This is a genomic window from Mesorhizobium sp. M1217 (assembly GCF_040318275.1).
Taxonomy (GTDB): domain Bacteria; phylum Pseudomonadota; class Alphaproteobacteria; order Rhizobiales; family Rhizobiaceae; genus Mesorhizobium.
Genome location: NZ_JAMYMA010000005.1, coordinates 77216 through 97171 on the forward strand (window position 1 = coordinate 77216; position 19956 = coordinate 97171).

Annotated in this window: 18 protein-coding genes; 6 read left to right on the top strand and 12 right to left on the bottom strand. The window is 63.9% G+C overall.

What is annotated here, in order from left to right:
- Positions 1-15: 15 nt before the first annotated feature.
- Entirely contained in the window at positions 16-1443 is a 1428-nt protein-coding gene (locus tag NKH37_RS09940; protein ID WP_023718167.1) for a sodium:proton antiporter, read from the top strand.
- On the opposite strand, the gene NKH37_RS09945 is transcribed toward NKH37_RS09940, so the two are convergent.
- The 8 genes from NKH37_RS09945 to gcvA form a co-directional block, all read right to left on the bottom strand.
- The gene (locus tag NKH37_RS09945; protein ID WP_352484342.1) at positions 1444-2163 is read right to left on the bottom strand and encodes an ABC transporter ATP-binding protein; all 720 of its coding nucleotides are present in this window, start codon (positions 2161-2163) and stop codon (positions 1444-1446) included.
- Entirely contained in the window at positions 2156-2884 is a 729-nt protein-coding gene (locus NKH37_RS09950; RefSeq protein WP_023718165.1) for an ABC transporter ATP-binding protein, read from the bottom strand. The genes NKH37_RS09945 and NKH37_RS09950 overlap by 8 nt, the downstream gene beginning before the upstream one ends.
- Positions 2881-3843, bottom strand: a complete 963-nt coding sequence (locus NKH37_RS09955; protein WP_023718164.1) for a branched-chain amino acid ABC transporter permease — start codon at positions 3841-3843, stop codon at positions 2881-2883. The genes NKH37_RS09950 and NKH37_RS09955 overlap by 4 nt, the downstream gene beginning before the upstream one ends.
- Positions 3840-4721, bottom strand: a complete 882-nt coding sequence (locus NKH37_RS09960; protein WP_023718163.1) for a branched-chain amino acid ABC transporter permease — start codon at positions 4719-4721, stop codon at positions 3840-3842. Before NKH37_RS09960 ends, NKH37_RS09955 begins: the two co-directional genes overlap by 4 nt.
- A gap of 86 nt (positions 4722-4807) precedes the next feature.
- Entirely contained in the window at positions 4808-6112 is a 1305-nt protein-coding gene (locus NKH37_RS09965) for an ABC transporter substrate-binding protein (protein WP_023718162.1), read from the bottom strand.
- A gap of 163 nt (positions 6113-6275) precedes the next feature.
- Positions 6276-7724 carry a hypothetical protein gene (locus tag NKH37_RS09970; RefSeq protein ID WP_352640298.1) on the bottom strand — a complete coding sequence of 483 codons (1449 nt, stop codon included), beginning with the start codon at positions 7722-7724 and terminating at the stop codon, positions 6276-6278.
- Positions 7725-7900: 176 nt separating this feature from the next.
- On the bottom strand, positions 7901-9205 hold the full coding sequence (pncB, locus tag NKH37_RS09975; RefSeq protein ID WP_352484344.1) for a nicotinate phosphoribosyltransferase: 1305 nt from the start codon (positions 9203-9205) through the stop codon (positions 7901-7903).
- 192 nt (positions 9206-9397) lie between these two features.
- Entirely contained in the window at positions 9398-10372 is a 975-nt protein-coding gene (gene gcvA / locus NKH37_RS09980; protein ID WP_023722516.1) for a transcriptional regulator GcvA, read from the bottom strand.
- A gap of 181 nt (positions 10373-10553) precedes the next feature.
- Between gcvA and speB the strand changes: the two genes are divergently transcribed.
- The 4 genes from speB (at position 10554) to NKH37_RS10000 (ending at position 13882) form a co-directional block, all read left to right on the top strand.
- Positions 10554-11615, top strand: a complete 1062-nt coding sequence (gene speB, locus NKH37_RS09985) for an agmatinase (RefSeq protein ID WP_352484345.1) — start codon at positions 10554-10556, stop codon at positions 11613-11615.
- Positions 11616-11753: 138 nt separating this feature from the next.
- Positions 11754-12563, top strand: a complete 810-nt coding sequence (locus NKH37_RS09990) for a transporter substrate-binding domain-containing protein (RefSeq protein WP_352484346.1) — start codon at positions 11754-11756, stop codon at positions 12561-12563.
- A gap of 6 nt (positions 12564-12569) precedes the next feature.
- A complete protein-coding gene (locus NKH37_RS09995) occupies positions 12570-13238 on the top strand; it encodes an amino acid ABC transporter permease (RefSeq protein WP_023722519.1) in 669 nt (222 codons plus the stop codon).
- Positions 13235-13882, top strand: a complete 648-nt coding sequence (locus NKH37_RS10000; protein WP_352484347.1) for an amino acid ABC transporter permease — start codon at positions 13235-13237, stop codon at positions 13880-13882. The genes NKH37_RS09995 and NKH37_RS10000 overlap by 4 nt, the downstream gene beginning before the upstream one ends.
- 16 nt (positions 13883-13898) lie before the next feature.
- Here the strand turns inward: NKH37_RS10000 and NKH37_RS10005 are convergent, their stop codons facing one another.
- Positions 13899-15302 carry an MATE family efflux transporter gene (locus tag NKH37_RS10005; RefSeq protein ID WP_352484348.1) on the bottom strand — a complete coding sequence of 468 codons (1404 nt, stop codon included), beginning with the start codon at positions 15300-15302 and terminating at the stop codon, positions 13899-13901.
- 229 nt (positions 15303-15531) lie between these two features.
- Between NKH37_RS10005 and NKH37_RS10010 the strand changes: the two genes are divergently transcribed.
- On the top strand, positions 15532-16113 hold the full coding sequence (locus NKH37_RS10010; protein WP_031195179.1) for a histidine phosphatase family protein: 582 nt from the start codon (positions 15532-15534) through the stop codon (positions 16111-16113).
- 14 nt (positions 16114-16127) lie between these two features.
- Here NKH37_RS10010 and NKH37_RS10015 read toward each other — a convergent pair whose 3' ends face one another.
- The 3 genes from NKH37_RS10015 to NKH37_RS10025 are packed head-to-tail and all read right to left on the bottom strand — an operon-like array spanning position 16128 to position 19888.
- Entirely contained in the window at positions 16128-17714 is a 1587-nt protein-coding gene (locus tag NKH37_RS10015) for an FGGY-family carbohydrate kinase (protein ID WP_023722523.1), read from the bottom strand.
- Complete coding sequence (locus tag NKH37_RS10020) at positions 17711-18394, bottom strand: HAD family hydrolase (RefSeq protein ID WP_352484350.1); 684 nt, start codon at positions 18392-18394, stop codon at positions 17711-17713. The genes NKH37_RS10015 and NKH37_RS10020 overlap by 4 nt, the downstream gene beginning before the upstream one ends.
- A gap of 15 nt (positions 18395-18409) precedes the next feature.
- Positions 18410-19888, bottom strand: coding sequence for a mannitol dehydrogenase family protein (locus NKH37_RS10025; protein ID WP_352484351.1), 1479 nt, complete (start codon positions 19886-19888; stop codon positions 18410-18412).
- Positions 19889-19956: the final 68 nt, after the last annotated feature.

Sequence of the window (19956 nt, forward strand, 5' to 3'; positions counted from 1 at the left end):
CTTTTGAGGGGCTCCATGCGGTTTGCGGCGTTGACGGCAAGTGCTGCACTGATTGCCGCAATCTTTTCTCCGGGAGCGGTTCTCGCGGCCGAAGCGCACGAATTGCCGGGCGCCGCCATGTCGCTGTGGTGGGTGCTGCCGTTTGCCGGGCTATTGCTTTGCATCGCGACCGGGCCGTTGCTCTTCCGTCATGCCTGGGAGCACCATTACGGCAAGATTGCCGCTTTCTGGGCAGCGTTGGTGATCGGGCCGCTGGCGCTCGCCTTCGGCATCCCGTCGGCAACGCAGGCGGTGCTGCACGCGCTGCTCACCGAATACATGTCGTTCATCATCCTGTTGTTCGCACTGTTCACCATTTCGGGCGGCATCTTCGTTGCCGGCAACATCCACGGCACGCCGCTGGTCAATGCCGGGCTGTTGCTGGGCGGCGCTGTGCTTGCTTCGATCATCGGCACAACCGGCGCCTCGATGATCCTGATCCGGCCGCTCATCCGCGCCAACGACAACCGGCGCTTCAACGCCCATGTCGTCATCTTCTTCATCTTCCTGGTGTCCAACATCGGCGGGTCGCTGACGCCGCTCGGCGATCCGCCGCTGTTCGTCGGCTTCCTGCGCGGCGTCGATTTCTTCTGGACGACAGTTCACCTGTTGCCCGAGACACTGTTCGTCGCCGGCGTGGTGCTGGCGGTTTTCCTGGCGATCGACATCATCATGCATCACCGGGAGGAAGGCGCGCCGAAGATCAAGGATCCGACGCCCGACAGCAAGGTGCGCATTCGCGGCCTGGCCAACATCCCGCTGCTGGCAGGGGTGATCGCCGCGATCCTGATTTCCGCTGCCTGGAAGCCGGGAGTGAGTTTCTCTTTTCAGGGCGTCAGCCTCGAGCTGCAGAATCTGGTGCGCGACGCCGCCATCCTGATACTGGCCTTCACGTCGCTTGTCGTCTCGCCAAAGGAGTTTCGCGGCGCAAACGCCTTCAGCTGGGGGCCGATTGCCGAGGTGGCGAAGCTGTTCGCCAGCATCTTCATCTGCATCGTGCCGGTCGTCGCCATATTGCGGGCCGGCCTCGACGGCGCGCTGGCGCCGTTGGTGCTGCTGGTCAGCTCGCCGACCGGCGCGCCCGACAATCTCGCTTATTTCTGGCTGACCGGGGCGCTGTCGTCCTTCCTCGACAATGCGCCGACCTATCTGGTGTTCTTCGAGCTGGCCGGCGGCGATGCGCAGCATCTGATGACCGAGCTCGCCTCGACGCTGGCGGCCATCTCGGCCGGCGCGGTGTTCATGGGTGCCAACACCTATGTCGGCAATGCGCCGAATTTCATGGTCTATGCCATTGCCAGGCATCGCGGCATCAAGATGCCGAGCTTCTTTGGCTACATGGCGTGGTCGGGCGCCGTGCTGATCCCGACTTTCCTGCTCGCCGGCTTGCTGTTTTTTGCCTGATCAGCCGACGCCGACATAGCGGCGGACCGCCGAGGGATCAGCACGCAGTTCCTCAACGTCGACCGTCTCGCGGTTGCGGCCGTTTTCGATGAAGCAAACGCGGTCTGCGACCGAGAGCACGGCATCGACGCGCTGCTCGACAAGGATTGTCGACACGCCAAGCGCACGCAGCTTCGAAACGGTTTCGCGGATCTTGGCGATCATCGACGGCATCAGCCCTTCGGTCGGCTCGTCGAGTAGGAGCACCTGTGGTTCCAGACACAGGGCGCGGGCCATGGCCAGCATCTGCTGCTCGCCGCCCGATAGCGTGCCAGAACGCTGCCTAAGGCGCTGGCGCAGCAGCGGGAAGAGATCGAGCACGTTTTCGCGCGTCGCCTTGCCCTTGTTGCGGGCCATCAGGCCGATCTCGATGTTTTCAGCCACCGTCATCTCGGCGAACAGCCGCCGGCCCTGCGGCACATAGGCGACGCCGGCCTTGGGCACCTCGTGCGCCGGCAGGCCGGTCAATTCCCGCCCTTCGAGCCGGATCGAGCCGGCGCTTGCCGGCACCAGGCCCATGATCGCCTTCAGCGTCGTCGTCTTGCCGGCGCCGTTGCGGCCGAACAGGCAGAGCACCTCGCCCTCGCTCAAGACGAGATCGAGGCCATAGAGCACCTGGACCTCGCCATAGAAGCAATCAAGCCCGGAGATCGTCAGTGCCCTGGACTGGGCCTCAGCCATGGGTCGTCCCCAGATAGGCGTCCTGCACCGCGGCATTGGCGCGGATCTGCTCGGGCGTGCCTTCAGCTAAAATCCTGCCGGCGTTGAAGACGGTGATGCGGTCGGCGAGCTGCATGACCACCGGCATGTTGTGCTCGATCAAAAGCACGGTGGCGCTATCGGCGATCTCGCGCACCAGCTCGATGAAATTGTCGATCTCGCTGTCGGCCAGCCCTTGCGTCGGTTCGTCGAGGATCAGCAGCCGCGGCTTCAGTGCCAGCCCCATCGCCACTTCCAACAGGCGCTGGTGACCGTAGGACAACTGCCCGGCCGGCATTTGCGCCCAGTCGGCAAGTCCGGTGCGCTCGAGCGCCGCCATGACGCCGGTGTGAACCGCGCCCTTCGAGCGGCTGTCGGTCAGCGTGCGCTGCACCGGCAGGGCAACATTGTCGTAGGCGCTGAGATTGGCAAAGACGCTGGTGATCTGGAATGTATAGGCGATGCCAAGGCGAACCCTGGCGTAGGCAGGCAGGCTGGTGATATCGGCGCCGTCGAAGATGATCGTGCCCGACGAGGGCTGGATGCGGCCGCTGACCAGGCTGACGAAGGTGGTCTTGCCGGCACCGTTGGGGCCGATGACAGCGCGGATCTCGCCCGGCATCAGCGCGAAGTCGACGCCGTCGACGGCGCGCAAGCCGCCGAAACTGCGCGACAGGTCTTTGGTGGTCAAAAGCGGCATCATGGCAGCCATCCGAGCCAGCGCTGGCGAATGCTGCCGAGAATGCCTTTTGGGAAAAACAAAACCAGCAGGATCAGCGCGATGCCGACGATCAGCAGATAGGCGGAGGTGTAGCCGCTAGCGACGTCGATGACATAGTACATGAACAGCGTGCCGATCAGCGGCCCGAGCGTGGTGGCAGCACCGCCCAGCAGCACCCAGAGCAGCGGCAGGATGGAATACTGCACCGAAGCGAAGCTCGAGCCGACATAGCCGAACAGCAGCGCATAGGCGGCGCCGGAACCCGCGCAGATGGTGCCGGAGACGATGACGGCGGCGAGCTTGTTGGAAAACGTATCGTAGCCGAGCATTTTTGTCCGCTCCTCGTTCTCGCGGATGGCGACCAGCACGCGGCCATAGCCGGAGCGGACTATGGCCAGGCTTATAAGCAGCACGATCGAGAACAGCGCCAGCGCGCTCATATAGCGCACGGTCGGGTTGGTGAGGTCGAGCGACGTGCTGCCCAGGACAAGGACACGCATCGACTGCGGTACGACCATGCCCTGGTCGCCGCCGGTCCAGGCGGCGAGATAGAGGATGACGAGATAGAATACCTGAGCGAACATCATTGTTACGATCATGAAGGCGACGCCGGAGGTGCGCAGCGCCAGCAGCGCGATCACCAGCGCGAGAAGTGCGCCGCAGGCAAGCCCGGCTGCGAAGGCGGCCGATACGCTCCAGCCGAGATGAATGACGGCGAGGCCGGCGCCATAGAGCCCGGCTGAAAAAAACATGGCATGGCCGAGGCTGAGCAGCCCGACATAGCCGAACAGCAGATTGTAGCCCATGGCGAAGACCGCCAGCACCATGATGCGAGCGAGCAGGCCGTGATGGTATTCCGGCAAGACGAAGCTCAGGGCGAAAAGCAGGGCGATGACGCCGAGGTGCAGCGCATATGGCTTTGCCGGCGAAGCATCCTTCATCGCGATGCCGTCCCGAACAGGCCCTGCGGCCGGAACACCAGCACCATGGCGACGAGCAAGGTGGCGATGATCTTGGCCAGCGTCGGTGAGAAGAACACCGAGATGATGCCGTCGGAAAGGCCGATCAGCACCGCGGCGACGACCGTGCCGCGCAGCGAGCCGAGGCCGCCGATGATGACGACGATGAACGACAGCAACAGCGGGTCTTGTCCCATCAGATAGTGGGCCTGGCTGATCGGCACGATCAGCACCGCGGCCACAGCCGCCAGCATGGCGCCGAGCGCGAAGACGCCGGCATAGACTCTGGTCACCGGAATGCCAAAGGCCTGCGCCGTCTCGCTGTCATATTGCGTGGCGCGCATGATGAGGCCGATTTTCGTGCGCGTCAGCACCAGCCAGGTCGCGACCAGAAGCAGCGCGGATGCGGCGATGATCGACAGCTTGTAGCCGGAATAGCCGAACCACGGCAGGAGGATGCGGTAGCTGAACGGCGGCTCCACAGGCCGCGCCTCCGGGCCGTAGAAGGTCAGCGCCAATTGCTGGATGATGTAGAGCATGCCGATGGTGGCGACGATGGTGGCTTCCGGATTGTAGTTGAGCCGGCGCAGGACCAGCCGTTCGGCGAGCAGTGCGATCAAGCCGACGATCAGCGGCGCCAGCACCAGGGCGGCCAGGAAGCCGAGCGCCGGATGGCCGGATATCGCCGTAGAAATCGCCCAGGCAAGCACCGCGCCCAGCATGAAGAACTCGCCATGCGCGACATTGACGACGCGCATGACGCCGAACACCAGCGACAGGCCAAGCGCCGTCAGCGCCAGGACGGCGGAGGTGACGAGTCCTTCGAGGGCGGCGAGGAGCAGGTGGGGTCCGAAGTGCATCGGCTAAGCACCGGCGGATGCGCGAAGCACCCCCCTCTGGCCAGAGGGGGGTGTCTTGGCGCTCACGCTTGCTGCAGCAGCCAAGCTCACAGCGCCTGCGTCGTGTAATCCCCTTCCGGCTCGTAGAGGCCGTCCTCGATCTTGGTCTTGTGGACGACATTCAGCCGGCCGCCTTCGACCTTGGAGATGTTCTGGATACCAAAACACTGGTGGATCTTGCCGTTGAAGGTTTTCGGTCCCTGCGGATGCTCGGGCCCCTCGGCGAACTCGGTCAACGCCTCGGTCGCCTCGACCAGCTTGGCGCGGTCTTCCGGGCCCTTATAGCCGGCATCCTCCATCGCCTTCTTGACGACGTAGAGCGTTTCCCAGCAGCCGAACATGTGCGCGGCGGTGGAGACGTCCTTGGGATCGCCGACAGATGCACCATTGTCGTCGATGCCGACGGCGGCACGATAGGCCTTCTGTGCAGGGGAGTCATCGGGCTGCGCATAACGTGGCGAGCCTTCCCAGAAATGGCTGCCGTCGAGGAATTCGAGGCCGGGGCTGTTGATGTCGGTGGCTTCGAGCGAATCGATGAAGCCGAACAATTGCGGCCGGTTGGAGCCGTAGAACTCGCCGAGTTCCTTGACGAAGGTGAGCACCGCCGGGCCGACCATGACGTGGTAAATCACCTCGGTCTCGGCCGGGATCTGCGGAAAATATTTGGTGAAGGAGGATTCCGTCGGCGGGATGGCGATCTGCGCGATGACCTCGGCGCCTTGCGCCTTCAGCGCCGGCGGCAGGTAGTCGCGATGATCGTAGCCGAAAGCGAAATCGGGGAATATCTGCGTCACCTTCTTGCCGGCATTGGCGGCAATCCACGGCGCCATCGACTGGATCTGGCTCTTCACGTCGGTGATGCCGGGCTGGAAGACGTAGCGGTTCAATTTGGTCGACGCGACGTGGTGACCTTCACTGACGACGAAATAGGGCATCTTGGCCTCGCCGGCGGCCGGCGCCGAGCCGATGACGACATGCGAAAACAGCGTGCCGTAGACGATGTCGGTCTTGTGCTGGGAGGCGAATTTGCCGACCACTTCGGCGCCCCGGCCGGGATCGGTGCCGTCATCCTCGATGATCACCTCGACCGGCCGGCCGTTGATGCCGCCGGCATCGTTGATCGCCTTGACCGCCGCGGCCGTGGTCTTCTCGTACCAGCGGCCATAGGCGGCGCCGATGCCGGTGCGGTGCGACTGGAAGCCGATCTTGATCGGCGCCGAGCTCTGCGCCTGGCTGTAGCGCACGAAGCCCGGCGCGACGGCAAGACCGGCGCCGGCGGCAAGGACCTTCAGCGCCGTGCGGCGGGTGAGAGCGGATCTGGAGAGATCGAAGAACCCATTCTTGTCAGTCACGGCAGTTCCCCTTGTTTTTGAGCTTTGACCAATGGCTGTAGCGAGGCGGGCCACTCTTGCTAAGAGGGCCGAAAATTGCATGTGTACAAACTAAATCACCAAAGCTCTGACGTGGCAAGCGAGCTTTCCCCAAGGTTCGATTGACGGGCATCGCGCATCTCGTTCACCCGGCGGTTGGCGTCGCAAGCAGCCACAAGCCGAAGACGGTGTAGGCGATCATCAGCAACGTGAGCGGAAACTGGCTGAGCGCGGCGCGAGCGGGAATGGGGTGCAATCGCCAGGCCAAGCCATGGGCGACAAGCACTGCAAGCATGTGGCCGGCTATGATGACGCCGGCCTGGAGATTCCACAGCCACCACGCCGAGCCGGCGCCGGCGACGACGCCGGCTTCAATTGGCAGTTCAGCGGTGCCGAACAGGTTCCAGCCCAGCGCAAACGGGTCGGAGAGAGCGGCAATCGCATATTGGCCGTCGACCAGCAGCGCCGTCAGATAATGCGCGAAGTGATAGGCGAGCGCGATCGGCACGATCGACCAGACTAGTAGCCCTGCGGCGTGAGCGAGGGAATGCTTGCTGCCGGCAAGGTGCTGGCCAAGAAAGACGGCAAGCGCGAACACGGCCGCAAGCACGACAAAGGTCAGCACAAGGCCGAAACTGCCGATGCCGATCAAGGCGGTGCGTCCCGGAAACTCCAGCGGATTGATGCCGAACCGGCCTAGCCAGAAGAAGGTTTTCGACAGGCCGTCGAAGGATACCGACGACAGCGCAAGCAGCAGGAAGGCGACGCCGCTGAGCGGCAGCGGCGCATCCTCGAGCAGCTTAGCGCCCGGCCAGCAGAGTTTGAGCCGGCCGTCCTCGTTGCGTTCGACGATGGCGAAGCGCGCCACCATCGAAAAGAACACTGTCAGGAACTCGCCGCTGCGGGTCCAGCCGCGGTAGCCGAAGACCTGCATGGCCGCGAAGCTTAGCAGCCAGTAGACGCCGGCGGCCCAGGTCAGCCGCCCCGGGTCATCGGGCGCCGGGTCGATCAGCTCGAACCAGGCGAAGGCGAAGAACAGCACGAAAGCCGGCCAATAGCCGAGCCACTGGGGCAGCCGCCGTGGCTCCGTTCTGTCGGACAGGCGCGAGACGACGCGGCAAGGCCCGTACCACGGATTGAGCCACGACCAGAGATCGCCGCTGAGCCCTTGCAGCAAAGCCAGCCCAACCCAGAGCAATGTCCATACGGTCAGCGGCAGCGGATTGGAGAGCGGATCGCGGCTGCCGAACAGGCCGGCGGCAGTGAGAATTGCAAAGCCGGCAAAGGATATCAGGCTGACGGCAGTCCGCGCGCCGTCGCCGAAGGTGAAAAGCGGCAGGCGTTTGCGCCAGAAGCGGTCGAGGGAGTCCGGCCTCAGTAGCGCCAGGACAAGGAAACTGGCGGCGACGGCGAGCGCGCCGCCGGCGACGTAGTAGCCGGTGGGGAGGAGCAGGACGTGGCCGCGGTCGGAGGCGTGGGCGAAGGCGGGGGTGGGCAGGAATACAGGTGCAAGGGCCAGGAAGAAGGAGAACCGCGGCAGGGCTACTAGGTTATGGCAGCGCTCTACGGCACCCCCCTCTGTCCTGCCGGACATCTCCCCCTCGAGGGGGGAGATTGGCAGTTGAATCGGCCGGCGCTTTTCTTGCCTCGTTGAGGGTTGGCCAGAGCGGAGATGAGAGCCAATCTCCCCCTCTGAGGGGGAGATGTCCGGCAGGACAGAGGGGGGTGGGCGGGAACTCATGCTTTCCAAGAAATACTTCTTGTCGGCCCTCACACCTTCACCAGCTGCTCCACGCGGTCCTTCTGGCCGAAAATGCGCAGATAGCGCTCGATCTCTTTCTCGTCGCCTGTCGACTTGGCCGGATTGTCGGAAAGCTTGACCGCCGGCCTGCCATTGGCCTCGGTGACCTTGCAGACCAGCGAGATGGCGTCGAGCCGGTTGGTCTCGGTCGGTGCGCAGCCTTCGAAATCATTGGTCAGGTTGGTGCCCCAGCCGAAGGACATGCGCACCTTGCCGCGGAAGTGGCGGTAGGTCTCCTCGATGGTCTCGACCTCAAGCCCGTCGGAGAAGATGAGCAGCTTCTGCTTGGGGTCCTTGCCCTTTTCGCGCCACCAGGAAATGATCTTCTCGCCGCCCTCGATCGGCGGCGCGCTGTCGGGGCGGAAGCCGGTCCAGTCGGCGACCCAGTCCGGCGCATCGCGCAGGAACGCCGCGGTGCCGAAGGTGTCCGGCAGCACGATCAGCAAATTGCCGCCGTAGTAGCGCTGCCAGTCCTGCAACACCTTATAGGGCGACTGCTTCAATTCCTTTTCCGAATTGGTGAGCGCGGCGAACACCATCGGCAGCTCATGCGCGTTGGTGCCGAGCGCTTCGAGGTCGTTGTCCATGGCGAGCAGGACGTTGGAGGTGCCGGTAAAGGCCTCGCCGATGCCCTCCTTCAACGCTTCGACGCACCAGCGCTGCCACAGGAACGAATGACGGCGGCGGGTGCCGAAATCCGAGATGCGGATGCCGGGCAGCGCCTTCAGCCGCTCGGTCTTGGCCCACATCTTGGCCTTGGCGCGGGCATAGAGCACGTCGAGCGCGAACGGCCCGAACGCCCGCATGGCCGCGCGAGATCGAAGTTCATTGATAATTGCCAGCGCCGGGATCTCCCACAGCGTCGTGTACATCCACGGGCCGCTGAAGGCGAGTTCGTATTGGCCGTCGCGCCTGGAGAGCTCGTATTCGGGCAGCCGGAAATTTTCCAGCCAGGCGAGGAATTCCGGTTCGAAGATCTGCTTGCGGCCATAGAAGGTGTTGCCGCCGAGCCAGATCATCTCTTTCTTCGAGAAGCGCAAGGTGCGGGCATGGTCGAGCTGCTCGCGCAGCTCCGTCTCGTCGATCTCCTCGGCAAGGCGGACCGAGGTGGTACGGTTGATCAGCGAGAAGGTGGCGTCGACCTTGGGATACATGCCCCAGATCATCTGCAGCATCAGAAGCTTGTAGAAATCGGTGTCGAGCAAGCTACGCACGATCGGGTCGAGCTTCCAGGTGTGGTTGTAGACGCGCCGCGCTATATCGGTCTTTGCCATCGCTCAATGCGCCTTCGCTGCTCGTTCTAGCTTTTGTCTAGCGCAATTCCGGACGGAAAACCGCTGCGCACTTTTCCTGGAATTGCTCCAAATGCCTCTTAGCATCGAATTTTTGAACGCGCCTCCCGCTTTGCGGGCTGGCCCGACAAAAAGAAGCCCCTGCGGCAAGCGGCGCCCACGGCAGTTTCGGCCTCAGGATGCGGTCTTGGCGCCGACCACCTTGAGCGCTGGACGCTTGCGGCGAAAGCCGATGCGGCCTGCCACCGGCGCGTCGGCGCGGCGATCGGCCTGCTCTTTCTCGGCAAACAGCCAGTCGATGAACAATTGCACGATCGGCGCCGACCGCATCTCGTTGCGGCAGACGACGTAGAAATCGTCGACGGCCGGCACGGAAAGGCTGAATGGCGCGACAAGCAGACCCCTGGCGAGCAGTCCGCTTGCCGTCACCGTGTCGCCGAGCGCCACGCCATGGCCGTGGACTGCGGCCTCGGTCGCCATGCGCGCGTCGCCGAGATGGTGGCGGCGGCCGCGCTCCAGGTCCAGCGCATCGGCGGCGGCCAGCCAGGTGTGCCATTCGCGGCCGTCGTCGCCATGCAGGAAGACGTGATCGGCGAGGTCGCGGACGGTGCGGATCGGGCGGTTGTTGATCAGCGTCGGGCTGACCACCGGGAACAGTTCGAGACCCGACCATTTGCGCATCCAGCAATCGGTCCAGCTGCCGTCACCATAGTGCACGCAGACATCGATATGCGGTGCGCGGACGTCCTTGGCATCATTGGATGGGATCAGCGTCAGCCGGATATCCGGATATTGCGAAGTGAAGCTGCCCAGCCGCGGGATCATCCACAGCAATAGCAGCGCCGGCACGCAGGATACCGATAGCGCGCCGGTGCTGGCCGGCCGTGTCATGCGCTGCGTGGCGGCGGCAATGCCGTCGAAGGCTGTCGACACCGCCGGCAGCAATTCGGCGCCGTGCGGCGTCAGCTTCACCCGCTGGCCGGCACGCTCGAACAGCTTGACGCCCAACGATTGCTCGAGCGCCTTGATCTGATGGCTGATGGCACCGTGGGTGACGTTCAGCTCGGCCGCCGCCTTGGTCAGCGAGGCATGGCGCGCCGTCGCCTCGAAGGCGCGCAGCGGGTTGAGCGGTGGCAAACGCTTGGCCATTTGGAACCTAAGCTCTGTGAGATTTTCTCACAGCGAACACCCTAACAATATCAATTGATTTTTCAATGCAGCTACAGGACACTTTGCCCAAGCATTGCATCAAGACGTGAAATCTGCAGGCAGCCAACGGCTGCGGCTATCGAGGCCGCCGTCCGCGCTGCACCAGCCATGGAGGACCGACATGGGTTATGACCGCGGCAAGCTCGAAGCGCTGCGCCGCAAATACGGCGAGAGCCATGGCGGCGAAATGTTCGACCCGAAATTCCAGCGTGTCGCCGACAAGATCTTCTCCAAGACCGGCACGCGGCTGGCGCCCTATTCCGGCATCCCGACCTTCCTCGCGGCGCCCTATCGTGAAATCGCCGCCGACAATCCGGATTTCGGCGATCTTCAGGTGGCGATGATCGGTGTGCCGATGGATCTGGGCGTCACCAACCGGCCGGGCGCCCGTTTCGGGCCAAGGGCGCTGCGCGCCATCGAGCGCATCGGCCCCTACAATCATGTGCTGGAATGCGCACCGACGCATGAGCTGAAAGTCGCCGACATTGGCGACGTGCCGTTCCAGAGCCGCTACCGGCTGGAGACCAGCCATGACGACATCGAACGCCGCACCAACCAGATCGTCGACGCCGGCGTCCTGCCCTTGTCTGTCGGCGGCGACCATTCGATCAGCCACCCGATCCTGAAGGCTGTCGGCAAGAAGGCGCCGGTGGGCATGATCCATATCGATGCCCATTGCGACACCAGCGGCCTGTTCGACATGACCAAGTTCCACCATGGCGGTCCGTTCCGCAACGCGGTGCTGGACGGCGTGCTCGACCCGAGCCGCACCATCCAGATCGGCATTCGCGGCTCGGCCGAGTACCTTTGGGAGTTCACCTATGAGTCCGGCATGACCGTGGTGCATGCCGAAGAGGTGACCGGCCTCGGCATTCCCGCCATTATCGAGAAGGCGCGCAGGATAGTCGGCGACGGCCCGACCTATGTCTCCTTCGATATCGACAGCGTCGATCCTGCCTTCGCGCCGGGCACCGGCACGCCGGAGGTCGGCGGGCTGACGACGCGCGAAGTGCTCGAGCTGCTGCGCGGCCTGAAGGGCCTCAATATCGTCGGCGGCGACGTCGTCGAGGTGGCGCCGCAATATGACGCGACCACCAACACGGCGCATGCCGGCGCGCAGGTGCTGTTCGAGATCCTCAGCCTGATGGTCTTCAGCCCGGCAATCACCAGCAAGGCGGGCTGACACGCTCGACCATGATCCCGAAAAGTGGGAACCGGTTTTCGGAGACGATCATGGTCCACTAGAAAATCCCAAAGGCGACCGCCGCGCTGGAGCCGGCGGTTACACTCACACAAACAAGCTTCCAGCAGGGGAACGACAATGACACTTCACATGAAACTCAAATCATCCATCGCCGCCGTGCTGATGCTCGGCGCAACCGGCTTTGGTTTCACTACCCAGGCCGCCAATGCCGACGCTATCGACGACATCACCAAGGCCGGCGCCATCAATGTCGGCATCTTTTCCGATTTCCCACCCTTCTCCTCGGCCAGCGCCGACATGAGCATCAAGGGCTACGACATCGACGTGGCGCAATCCATCGCCGACCAGCTCAAGGTCAAGCTCAATCTGGTCAGCGTGACCGGCCAGAACCGCATCCCATATCTTACCGACAAGCGCGTCGACCTGCTGATGAGCGTCGGCTATTCCAAGGAGCGTGAGCAGGTGATCGATTTCGCCGCCGCCTACGCGCCTTACTACATCGCCGTCATCGGCCCGGCAGCACTTGCGGTCAAAGGCAAGGAAGACCTTGCCGACAAGTCGATCGCCGTCAATCGCGGCACGCTGGAGGACACCTCGCTGACCGAGGCAGCACCCGCCTCGGCCGACATCCGCCGCTTCGACAACTACAATTCCGTCATCCAGGCCTTCATTTCGGGCCAGACCCAGCTGATGGTGGTCGGCAACGATGTCGGCGCCCAGGTGCTCGCCCGCCAGGAGGCGCTGAAGCCGGAACAGAAATTCCAGCTTCTCACCTCGCCATCGCATATCGGCCTCAACAAGAAGGAAGACCGCCTCAAGCAAGCGGTCAACGATGCGGTTGCCAAGATGCTGGCCGACGGCAAACTGGACGAAAGCTCGAAGGCCTGGCTGAAGACACCGCTCGATCCCGCCAATCTCAAGGATTGACGGCTGGTGACCTATAGCCTCGACTTCGGCTGGCTTGCCGGGGCGACAGGGGCGATCGCGCGCGGCGCGGCCACGACGATCCTGTTGATCGCCGTGACCACGCTGGCGGGAACGTTGCTCAGCATCCTCGGCGCCGCAGGGCGGCGGAACGGCCCGCTGCTGCTCAAGCGGGCGATCGGCGTCTATGTCGAGGTGATCCGCAACACGCCGTTCCTGGTGCAGCTGTTCTTCATCTTCTTCGGGCTGCCAAGCATCGGCGTGAGGCTCGATCCCGTGCTGGCAGCCATGCTGGCGATGACGCTCAACATGGCGGCGTACACGATCGAGATCGTTGGCGCCGGACTCGACGCGGTGCCGCCCGGGCAGACGGAAGCGGCAATGGCGCTTGGGCTCAGGCCGCGCCAGGTCTTCATCAAGATCGTGCTGCCGCAGGCGCTCAAGGTGATCTATCCGGCGCTGACCAGCCAGATCGTCATCATGATGCTGGAATCCGCCGTCGTGTCGCAGATCGCGGTGCGCGAGCTGACCTACGAGGCCGACATGCTGCAGGCGCGCACGTTCCGGGCTTTCGAGACCTATTTCGTGGTGACGGTGGTCTATCTCATCCTGTCGATTGGGCTGCGCCGTCTGCTGATTGGCGGCGGACGCCGGCTTCTCGGAGCCGGCGTATCATGATCGAATTCACCTTCTGGGATATTCTGCGCAACCTGCTGCTGGCGGCGCGCTGGACGGTGCTGTTGTCGTTGGCTGCCTTTGTCGGCGGCGCCGTGGTCGGCATGATCGTGCTGTTCCTCCGGATCGCCAAGAATAAATGGGCGCGCCGGTTTGCCTCCGGCTACATCGCGCTTTTCCAGGGCACGCCGCTGCTGATGCAGCTCTTCCTGATGTTCTTCGGCTTGCCGATGCTGGGCCTGCGCATCGAGCCGTGGACCGCGGCGGTGCTTGGCCTGACCTTCTTTGCCAGCGCCTATCTCGCCGAGATCTGGCGCGGCGGCGTCGATGCATTGCCACGCGGCCAGTGGGACGCCGGCGCCAGCCTCGGCCTGCACTATCTGCAGGAACTCCGGCTGATCATCCTGCCGCAGGCGTTTTCGATCACCCGCGCGCCGACCGTCGGCTTCCTGGTGCAGCTGATCAAGTCGACCGCGCTGACCTCGATCATCGGTTTCGAGGAGCTGGTGAGGACATCCAACGCAATCAACAATGCGACCTTCGAACCGTTCAAAGTCTACGGGCTGGTAGCGCTGATCTTCTTCGTCATGTGCTTTCCGCTGACGCAATACGCACGTTCGCTCGAGCAGCGGGCGGCGGCCCGCTGAGCGGGCGACCAGCAATTCAACGCCCGAACACCAGCGGCGGCGCGATCCTGTCCCGCCGCAGCCAGCGTCCCAGCAGGAGCGCGGCGACCACCGCCAGCCCGGACGACAGGCCGATCCAGATGCCGACGCCGTTGAAGCCGAAATGGAAGGCGAGCAGCACGCCGAGCGGCAGGCCGATGCCCCAATAGCCGATCGCGGCATAGATCATCGGTACCTTGGTGTCGTGCAGGCCGCGCAGCATGCCGCTGGCGACCGCCTGCGCACCGTCAAAAACCTGGAACAGCGCGGCAAAGGCGAGGAACGACACGGCAAGCGCCACCACCTCGGCATTAGCCGGATTGCCCAGATCGATGAAGGCGCCGATCAAGAGATGCGGCCACAGGATCATCACCAGCCCCATCAGCGCCATGAAGGAGACACCGACGACATACGCGGTCCAGCCGGCCCGGCTGACACCTTCCGGATTGCCGGCGCCGTGGGCAAGTCCGACGCGCACCGTCACCGCCTGGTTGAGGCCGAGCGGCACCATGAAGGTGATCGAGGCGATCTGGATGGCGATCGCATGGGCGGCAAGCGAAGCCGCATCGATCAGGCCCATGAGAAAGGCCGCCGCGTTGAAAATCGTCACCTCAAACGCCAGCAGGCCGGCGATCGGCAGGCCGAGCCGCAGCAGGCCCTTGAAGCGCGGCCAATCGGCCCGCCAGAAGCGTCCGAACAGACGATAGCGCCGGAATTTCTTCTCAAGCATCACCACCGCCGCCATGCCGGCGAACATTAACGTGCTGGACAGCGTGGTGGCGAGGCCGGAGCCGGCGATGCCCATCGATTGGATGCCGAGATTGCCGAACATGAACAGCCAGTTGAAAAAGGCGTTGCAGGCGACGGCAACGAAAACGATGATCAGTGCCCAGCCCGGCCGCTCCAGCGCCGAAATAAACGAGCGCAGGACGATGTAGCCGAAAAAGGGCAGCACCGCCCATTCGAGCCAGCGCAGATAGATGCCGGCCTGATGCGCCAGTGCCGGTTCCTGACCCATGGCCAGCAACACGGCCTCGCCGTGCCAGAGAAAGACCCAGATCGGAATGCAAATGAGGATCGCCAGCCACAGACCCTGGCGCACGGTGCGGCGCAGGTCGCGCACCGAGTGGCGGCGACGGCCGAGCTCGGTCGCCATCATCGGCGAGGTCGCCAGCATCAGGCCAAGTCCAAAGATCAGCGGCATGAAGTAAAGGTTGGCACCAAGCGCACCGCTGGCCAGCGTGTCCGGCCCCAGCCGCCCCATCATCATGACGTCGGTAGCGGTCATCGCGGTCTGACCGAGATTGGTCAGCACCATCGGCCAGGCGAGCGCCAGCATCGCCCTGATTTCCCGACGCCAAAGGTTTTCCGGCGCGCGAGCGTCGGCTTCGATCGCAGACATTTTTTCCGCCTATCCGATTGCGGCACGTCGGCAAGAGCCGGAAGCCGCGTCTCAGCGCGGAAAATGGCCAAGATCGGCCGGATTCCGCATTACGACGGGTTTGTCTATGAAATGGGCACCGGTGGCAAGAGGCTAACTTGCGGAAGGGTTAAGCCAGTCGGCTCAATGCAGGCTATTGGAGAGGCCATGGAAGCCGCTATGGTCACGGTGGATTCCTTTGAAAGGCAGCCTGATGAGCGCGTTTCCCGAAATCTATCTGGTTCGGCATGGCGAGACGGAATGGAGTGCGTCCGGAAAACATACCGGCCGGACCGACATACCGCTGACGCCGGCCGGCGAGGACGCGGCAAGGCGGGTCACTGAGCGGCTAAAGGGTCTATCCTTCTCGGCGGTGTGGTCGAGCCCGTCGCAGCGCGCCTTCAACACCTGTGCGCTGGCCGGCTTCGGCTCGTCAGGCGTGAAGAAGGACGATCTGGCGGAGTGGGATTATGGTGCCTATGAGGGATTGACCACCAAGCAAATCCTCGCCGAGCGTCCCGGTTGGCGGCTCTTTCGCGACGGCTGCCCGCGCGGCGAGTCCGCCACGGATGTAGGCTCGAGGGCGGACCGGATCGTCAGCCAGTTGCTCGAGGCCAGCGGCAATGTCCTGGTCTTCTCAAGTTCGCATTTCCTGAGGGTGCTAGCCGCACGCTGGCTCGGCCTGCCACCGCAAGACGGCGCGCTTTTCGTGCTGGATACCGCCAGCGTAAGCGTGATCGGTTATGAGCACGGCCTTGACGAACCGGTCGTCCGGCGCTGGAACCAGAGATAGCCGCCGATCCCGATCTATCGGATCGCGTCCAGCGCCTGCCTTTGCCGATGCATCTCGAGAAACACGCGGTAGTCGCGATCGAACCGGCCGGCGGCAGCCGGATTGGGCTCGCGCGTCCTGCCGCCTTGCTGCATGGCGACGCAAGCGGCGTTCAAATCGGGAAAAAGCCTGGCAGCGGTGGCGGCAATCATGCCGGTGCCGAGCAGCACCGCCTCGTCCGCCAGCGGCTCGACCACCGTGCATCCGGTGGCGTCGGCATAGAGCTCCATCAGCAAGGGGTTCTTGGTGTGGCCGCCGGTGACGTGCAGCGTGTCGATCAGATAGCCGTTCTCGTTCAGCGCCTCCAGCACATGGCGGACGCCAAGCGCGATGCTGACGGCGGTGCGCCAATAGAGCTTGCACAGACTGTCGAAGGACGAATCCAGCGTCAGCCCGCTGATGACGCCTACGGCATGCGGGTCGGCGAGCGGCGAGCGGTTACCGTGAAAATCGGGCAGCACATGCAGCCTGGCGGCGAGGTTGTCTCCTTCAGCGGCGCGCAGCTCGGCGACGCGGCGGGCGATCCTGGCATGCATGGCGGCATCCGGCTCGCCGCCGGCGCCATGCCAGCGGATGATGTGATCGAGCAGCGCGCCGGTGGCTGACTGGCCACCTTCCGACAGCCACAGGCCGGGAAGGGCGGCGCCATAGTAAGGACCCCAAACACCGGCGAAAGGCTGCGGATCGGGCGACATCGCCATGACGCAACTCGACGTGCCGGCGATCAGAGCGAGATGGCGGCCGATGTTGGTCGCGTCACCGGCGAAGCCGCCGAGCACGCCAAGCGCGCCGGCATAGGCATCGATGACGCCGGCGCCAACCCGGCATTTTTCGGTGAGGCCAAGCTCCGCCGCGGCTTGCGTGTTGAGCGCACCGATATCTGCGCCGACCGGGCTTGCCTTTCCCGGCAGATTGCCGTGCTCGAAAACGTCGCCGAGCCCGACCGCTTCGAAGAAGTCGCGCCGCCAGCCGGTCTCTTCATGGGCCAGATAGGTCCATTTGGCGGTCAGCGTGCATTGCGAACGGGCGAGCGAGCCGGTCGCCTTCCAGGTGAGGAAGTCGGTGAGGTCGAATAGGTAGCCGGCTTCGTTCCATGCTCCGGGTAGGTTGCGCTTCAGCCACATCAGCTTGGGCGTCTCCATTTCCGGCGACATGACGCCGCCGATATAGTCGAGCACGGCATGGCCGCTTTCGGTGCATTCGTCGGCCTCGGCAATGGCGCGATGGTCGAGCCAGACGATGGTGTCCCAGCGTCTTTCGCCAGTGACGGACACGCTGAGCTGGCCGCCATGCCGGTCCCGCACCACCAGCGAGCAGGTGGCGTCAAAGGAGATGCCGACGATATCCTCAGCCTTCACGCGCGCCTTTTCGCGGGCAGCGCGGACGGCCATGCACACCGCCGACCATATATCCTGCGAATCGTGCTCGGCGTGGTCGGCCTTCGGCTGTTGCATGGCGATCGGGTGCTCGGCGCGGCCGAGCAAGGCGCCACCGGTGTCGAGAATGCCGGCACGGGCGCTTCCGGTGCCGACATCGACCGCGCAAACGAAACTGTTGGTCAAGGTGTTCTTGCTCTCGCTCCCAGGCCTGCAATCAGATCGGGCAATTGCAGCATGTCTGCGAATATAAAGTCCGGCTCACTCGACGCAAGCCGCGCTTTCAGTGCCGGGTTGCCGGTGTGCGAGCCCCCGGTGAAGGCAAGGACGCGCATGCCTGCCACCCGCGCCGCTTGGATGCCGGCCGGGCTGTCCTCGACGACGAGGCAGTTTCGCGGGTCCGCTCCCATTTTAGCAGCCGCATGGAGAAAAAGATCGGGCGCCGGTTTGCCCCGCGCCACCATGGCAGCGCTGAACAAATGCGGCTCCAGCAGCCCAAGCAACCCCGTAACCTTGAGCGCATAGCGGATCCGCTCCAGCGTGCCGGAGGAGGCGACGCAGCACGGCACGCCGAGCTTCGGCAGGACCTGTGCCATGCCTGGCATCGGTTTCAGCTCCTGGCGAAACTTGCGCATCAGTTCGGAGCGCATCTCGGTCAGATGCTGGTCGGTGAGATCGAGCCCGAAGTCGCTTGCGAGGATTTCGCGGACGCTCTTCATGCTCTTGCCGAGGAAGTGCTCGTAGGCAACGTCCTCGCTGACGTTGCCGCCGGCAAGCGCGATCATCTCCAGCAATGCCGAGACGGACAGCATCTCGCTATCCACCAGCACGCCGTCACAGTCGAAAATGACCAGTTCAGGCGTCATCGCGCTGGATCGGCTTCAGAGGTCGCCGGCGAGATAGCGCGTCAGTGTCGCGCGCGCGCCGTCCGCCCACAGCGATTTGAGCGCATGGGCGAACGCTTCGGCGAACGGCGGCGAGCGGCCGACATCGCCATAGATGTCCTCCATGGCAAGCCAGGCGGCAGGCATGTCCCTGGCCGCCTTGGCCGTCCCCTGCAACCGGCCCCAGTTCGGGTCGTTGGGCTCGGTGACGGCACCGGAATCCGTGGTGCCGAAGCAGTAGCGACACCAGAGCGCAGATTCCAGCGCCAGGCCGGTGACACTTTTGCCAGCCTTCAGCCGGTCAGCGATGGTCGGAATGATGAATTTCGGCTGGCGGTTAGAGCCGTCGAGGCAAAGCCGGCGTATGGTGTCGCCGATCTTCGGATTGGAGAAGCGGTGCTCGATGAGCTGGTAGTAATCTTCGAGGTCGGTGTCCGGAACCGGCGGCACGGTCGGGATGATTTCGTCATGCTCGAGCTTGTCGAGGAAGCCGCGTACCAGCGGCTCCTGCATCGCCTCATGGACGAAATGGATGTCCATCAGCCCGGCCGGATAGGCGATGGTCGCATGGCCGCCATTGAGGATGCGGATCTTCATCAGCTCATAGGGCGCGACATCGCTGACGAACTGCACGCCGACCTGTTCCAGCGGCGGCCTTCCATCGGTGAAACGGTCCTCCAGCACCCATTGCTTGAACGGCTCGCAAAACACCGGCCAATTGTCGTCGAGACCGAACTCGCTGGAGAGAATGCCGCGCTCGCGATCGGTGGTGGCCGGGGTGATGCGGTCGACCATGCCATTGGGAAAGGCCACGTTTTCGTTCACCCAATTTGCCAGATCCTCGTCGATCAGCCGCGCCAGGCCGATAACGCCATCGGAAGTGACGTGGCCGTTGTGGGGGATGTTGTCGCAGGACATGATGGTGAAGGGCACGATGCCATCGGCGCGGCGGCGCAGCAGCCCAGCGAGGATGAGGCCGAAGACGGTCTTCGGCGTCGCCCCCGGCTCAGCGTCGGCAACGATGTCGGGATGCGTCGGATTGAACACGCCAGAAGCCGGATCGATAAAATAGCCGCCCTCGGTGATGGTCAGGGAAACGATCTTGATCGCCGGATCGGCAAGCCGCTCGACGATTGCGGTCGCTTCGCCCGGCATCAGGAAATCGATCATAACGCCGGTGACGCGCGCGCTCATATGGCCGCTGTCCTGCTCGACCACGGTGGTCAGCCAGTCCTGTTCCTGCAGCTTGCCGCGGCCGACCTTCTCGCCCTCGAAGACGCCGGCGCCAACGATGGCCCAGTCGTGGCCGACGCCCGAATTGAAGAGGTCGTCGAGATAGACGGCCTGATGCGAGCGATGGAAATTGCCGACGCCGAAATGCACGATGCCGGCCTTGAGCGCGGCGCGATCGTATTTCGGGCCGGCGATCTTGGGCGGAAGCTTGGCGAGTATGGAAGAAGAGAGTTTCACGGACATCTGCTTTTACCCTTTAGCGGGACGGCTCTTCCCCCCGTTGGAGGAGGCGGGGAGAAGAGCGCCTTCGC

Bases quoted from the DNA above. Each gene is read 5' to 3' on its own strand.
- NKH37_RS09940 (WP_023718167.1), top strand. From the start codon at position 16: ATGCGGTTTGCGGCGTTGACGGCAAGTGCTGCACTGATTGCCGCAATC.
- NKH37_RS09945 (WP_352484342.1), bottom strand. From the start codon at position 2,163: ATGGCTGAGGCCCAGTCCAGGGCACTGACGATCTCCGGGCTTGATTGC.
- NKH37_RS09950 (WP_023718165.1), bottom strand. From the start codon at position 2,884: ATGATGCCGCTTTTGACCACCAAAGACCTGTCGCGCAGTTTCGGCGGC.
- NKH37_RS09955 (WP_023718164.1), bottom strand. From the start codon at position 3,843: ATGAAGGATGCTTCGCCGGCAAAGCCATATGCGCTGCACCTCGGCGTC.
- NKH37_RS09960 (WP_023718163.1), bottom strand. From the start codon at position 4,721: ATGCACTTCGGACCCCACCTGCTCCTCGCCGCCCTCGAAGGACTCGTC.
- NKH37_RS09970 (WP_352640298.1), bottom strand. From the start codon at position 7,724: ATGTCCGGCAGGACAGAGGGGGGTGCCGTAGAGCGCTGCCATAACCTA.
- pncB (WP_352484344.1), bottom strand. From the start codon at position 9,205: ATGGCAAAGACCGATATAGCGCGGCGCGTCTACAACCACACCTGGAAG.
- gcvA (WP_023722516.1), bottom strand. From the start codon at position 10,372: ATGGCCAAGCGTTTGCCACCGCTCAACCCGCTGCGCGCCTTCGAGGCG.
- speB (WP_352484345.1), top strand. From the start codon at position 10,554: ATGGGTTATGACCGCGGCAAGCTCGAAGCGCTGCGCCGCAAATACGGC.
- NKH37_RS09990 (WP_352484346.1), top strand. From the start codon at position 11,754: ATGACACTTCACATGAAACTCAAATCATCCATCGCCGCCGTGCTGATG.
- NKH37_RS10000 (WP_352484347.1), top strand. From the start codon at position 13,235: ATGATCGAATTCACCTTCTGGGATATTCTGCGCAACCTGCTGCTGGCG.
- NKH37_RS10005 (WP_352484348.1), bottom strand. From the start codon at position 15,302: ATGTCTGCGATCGAAGCCGACGCTCGCGCGCCGGAAAACCTTTGGCGT.
- NKH37_RS10020 (WP_352484350.1), bottom strand. From the start codon at position 18,394: ATGACGCCTGAACTGGTCATTTTCGACTGTGACGGCGTGCTGGTGGAT.
- NKH37_RS10025 (WP_352484351.1), bottom strand. From the start codon at position 19,888: ATGTCCGTGAAACTCTCTTCTTCCATACTCGCCAAGCTTCCGCCCAAG.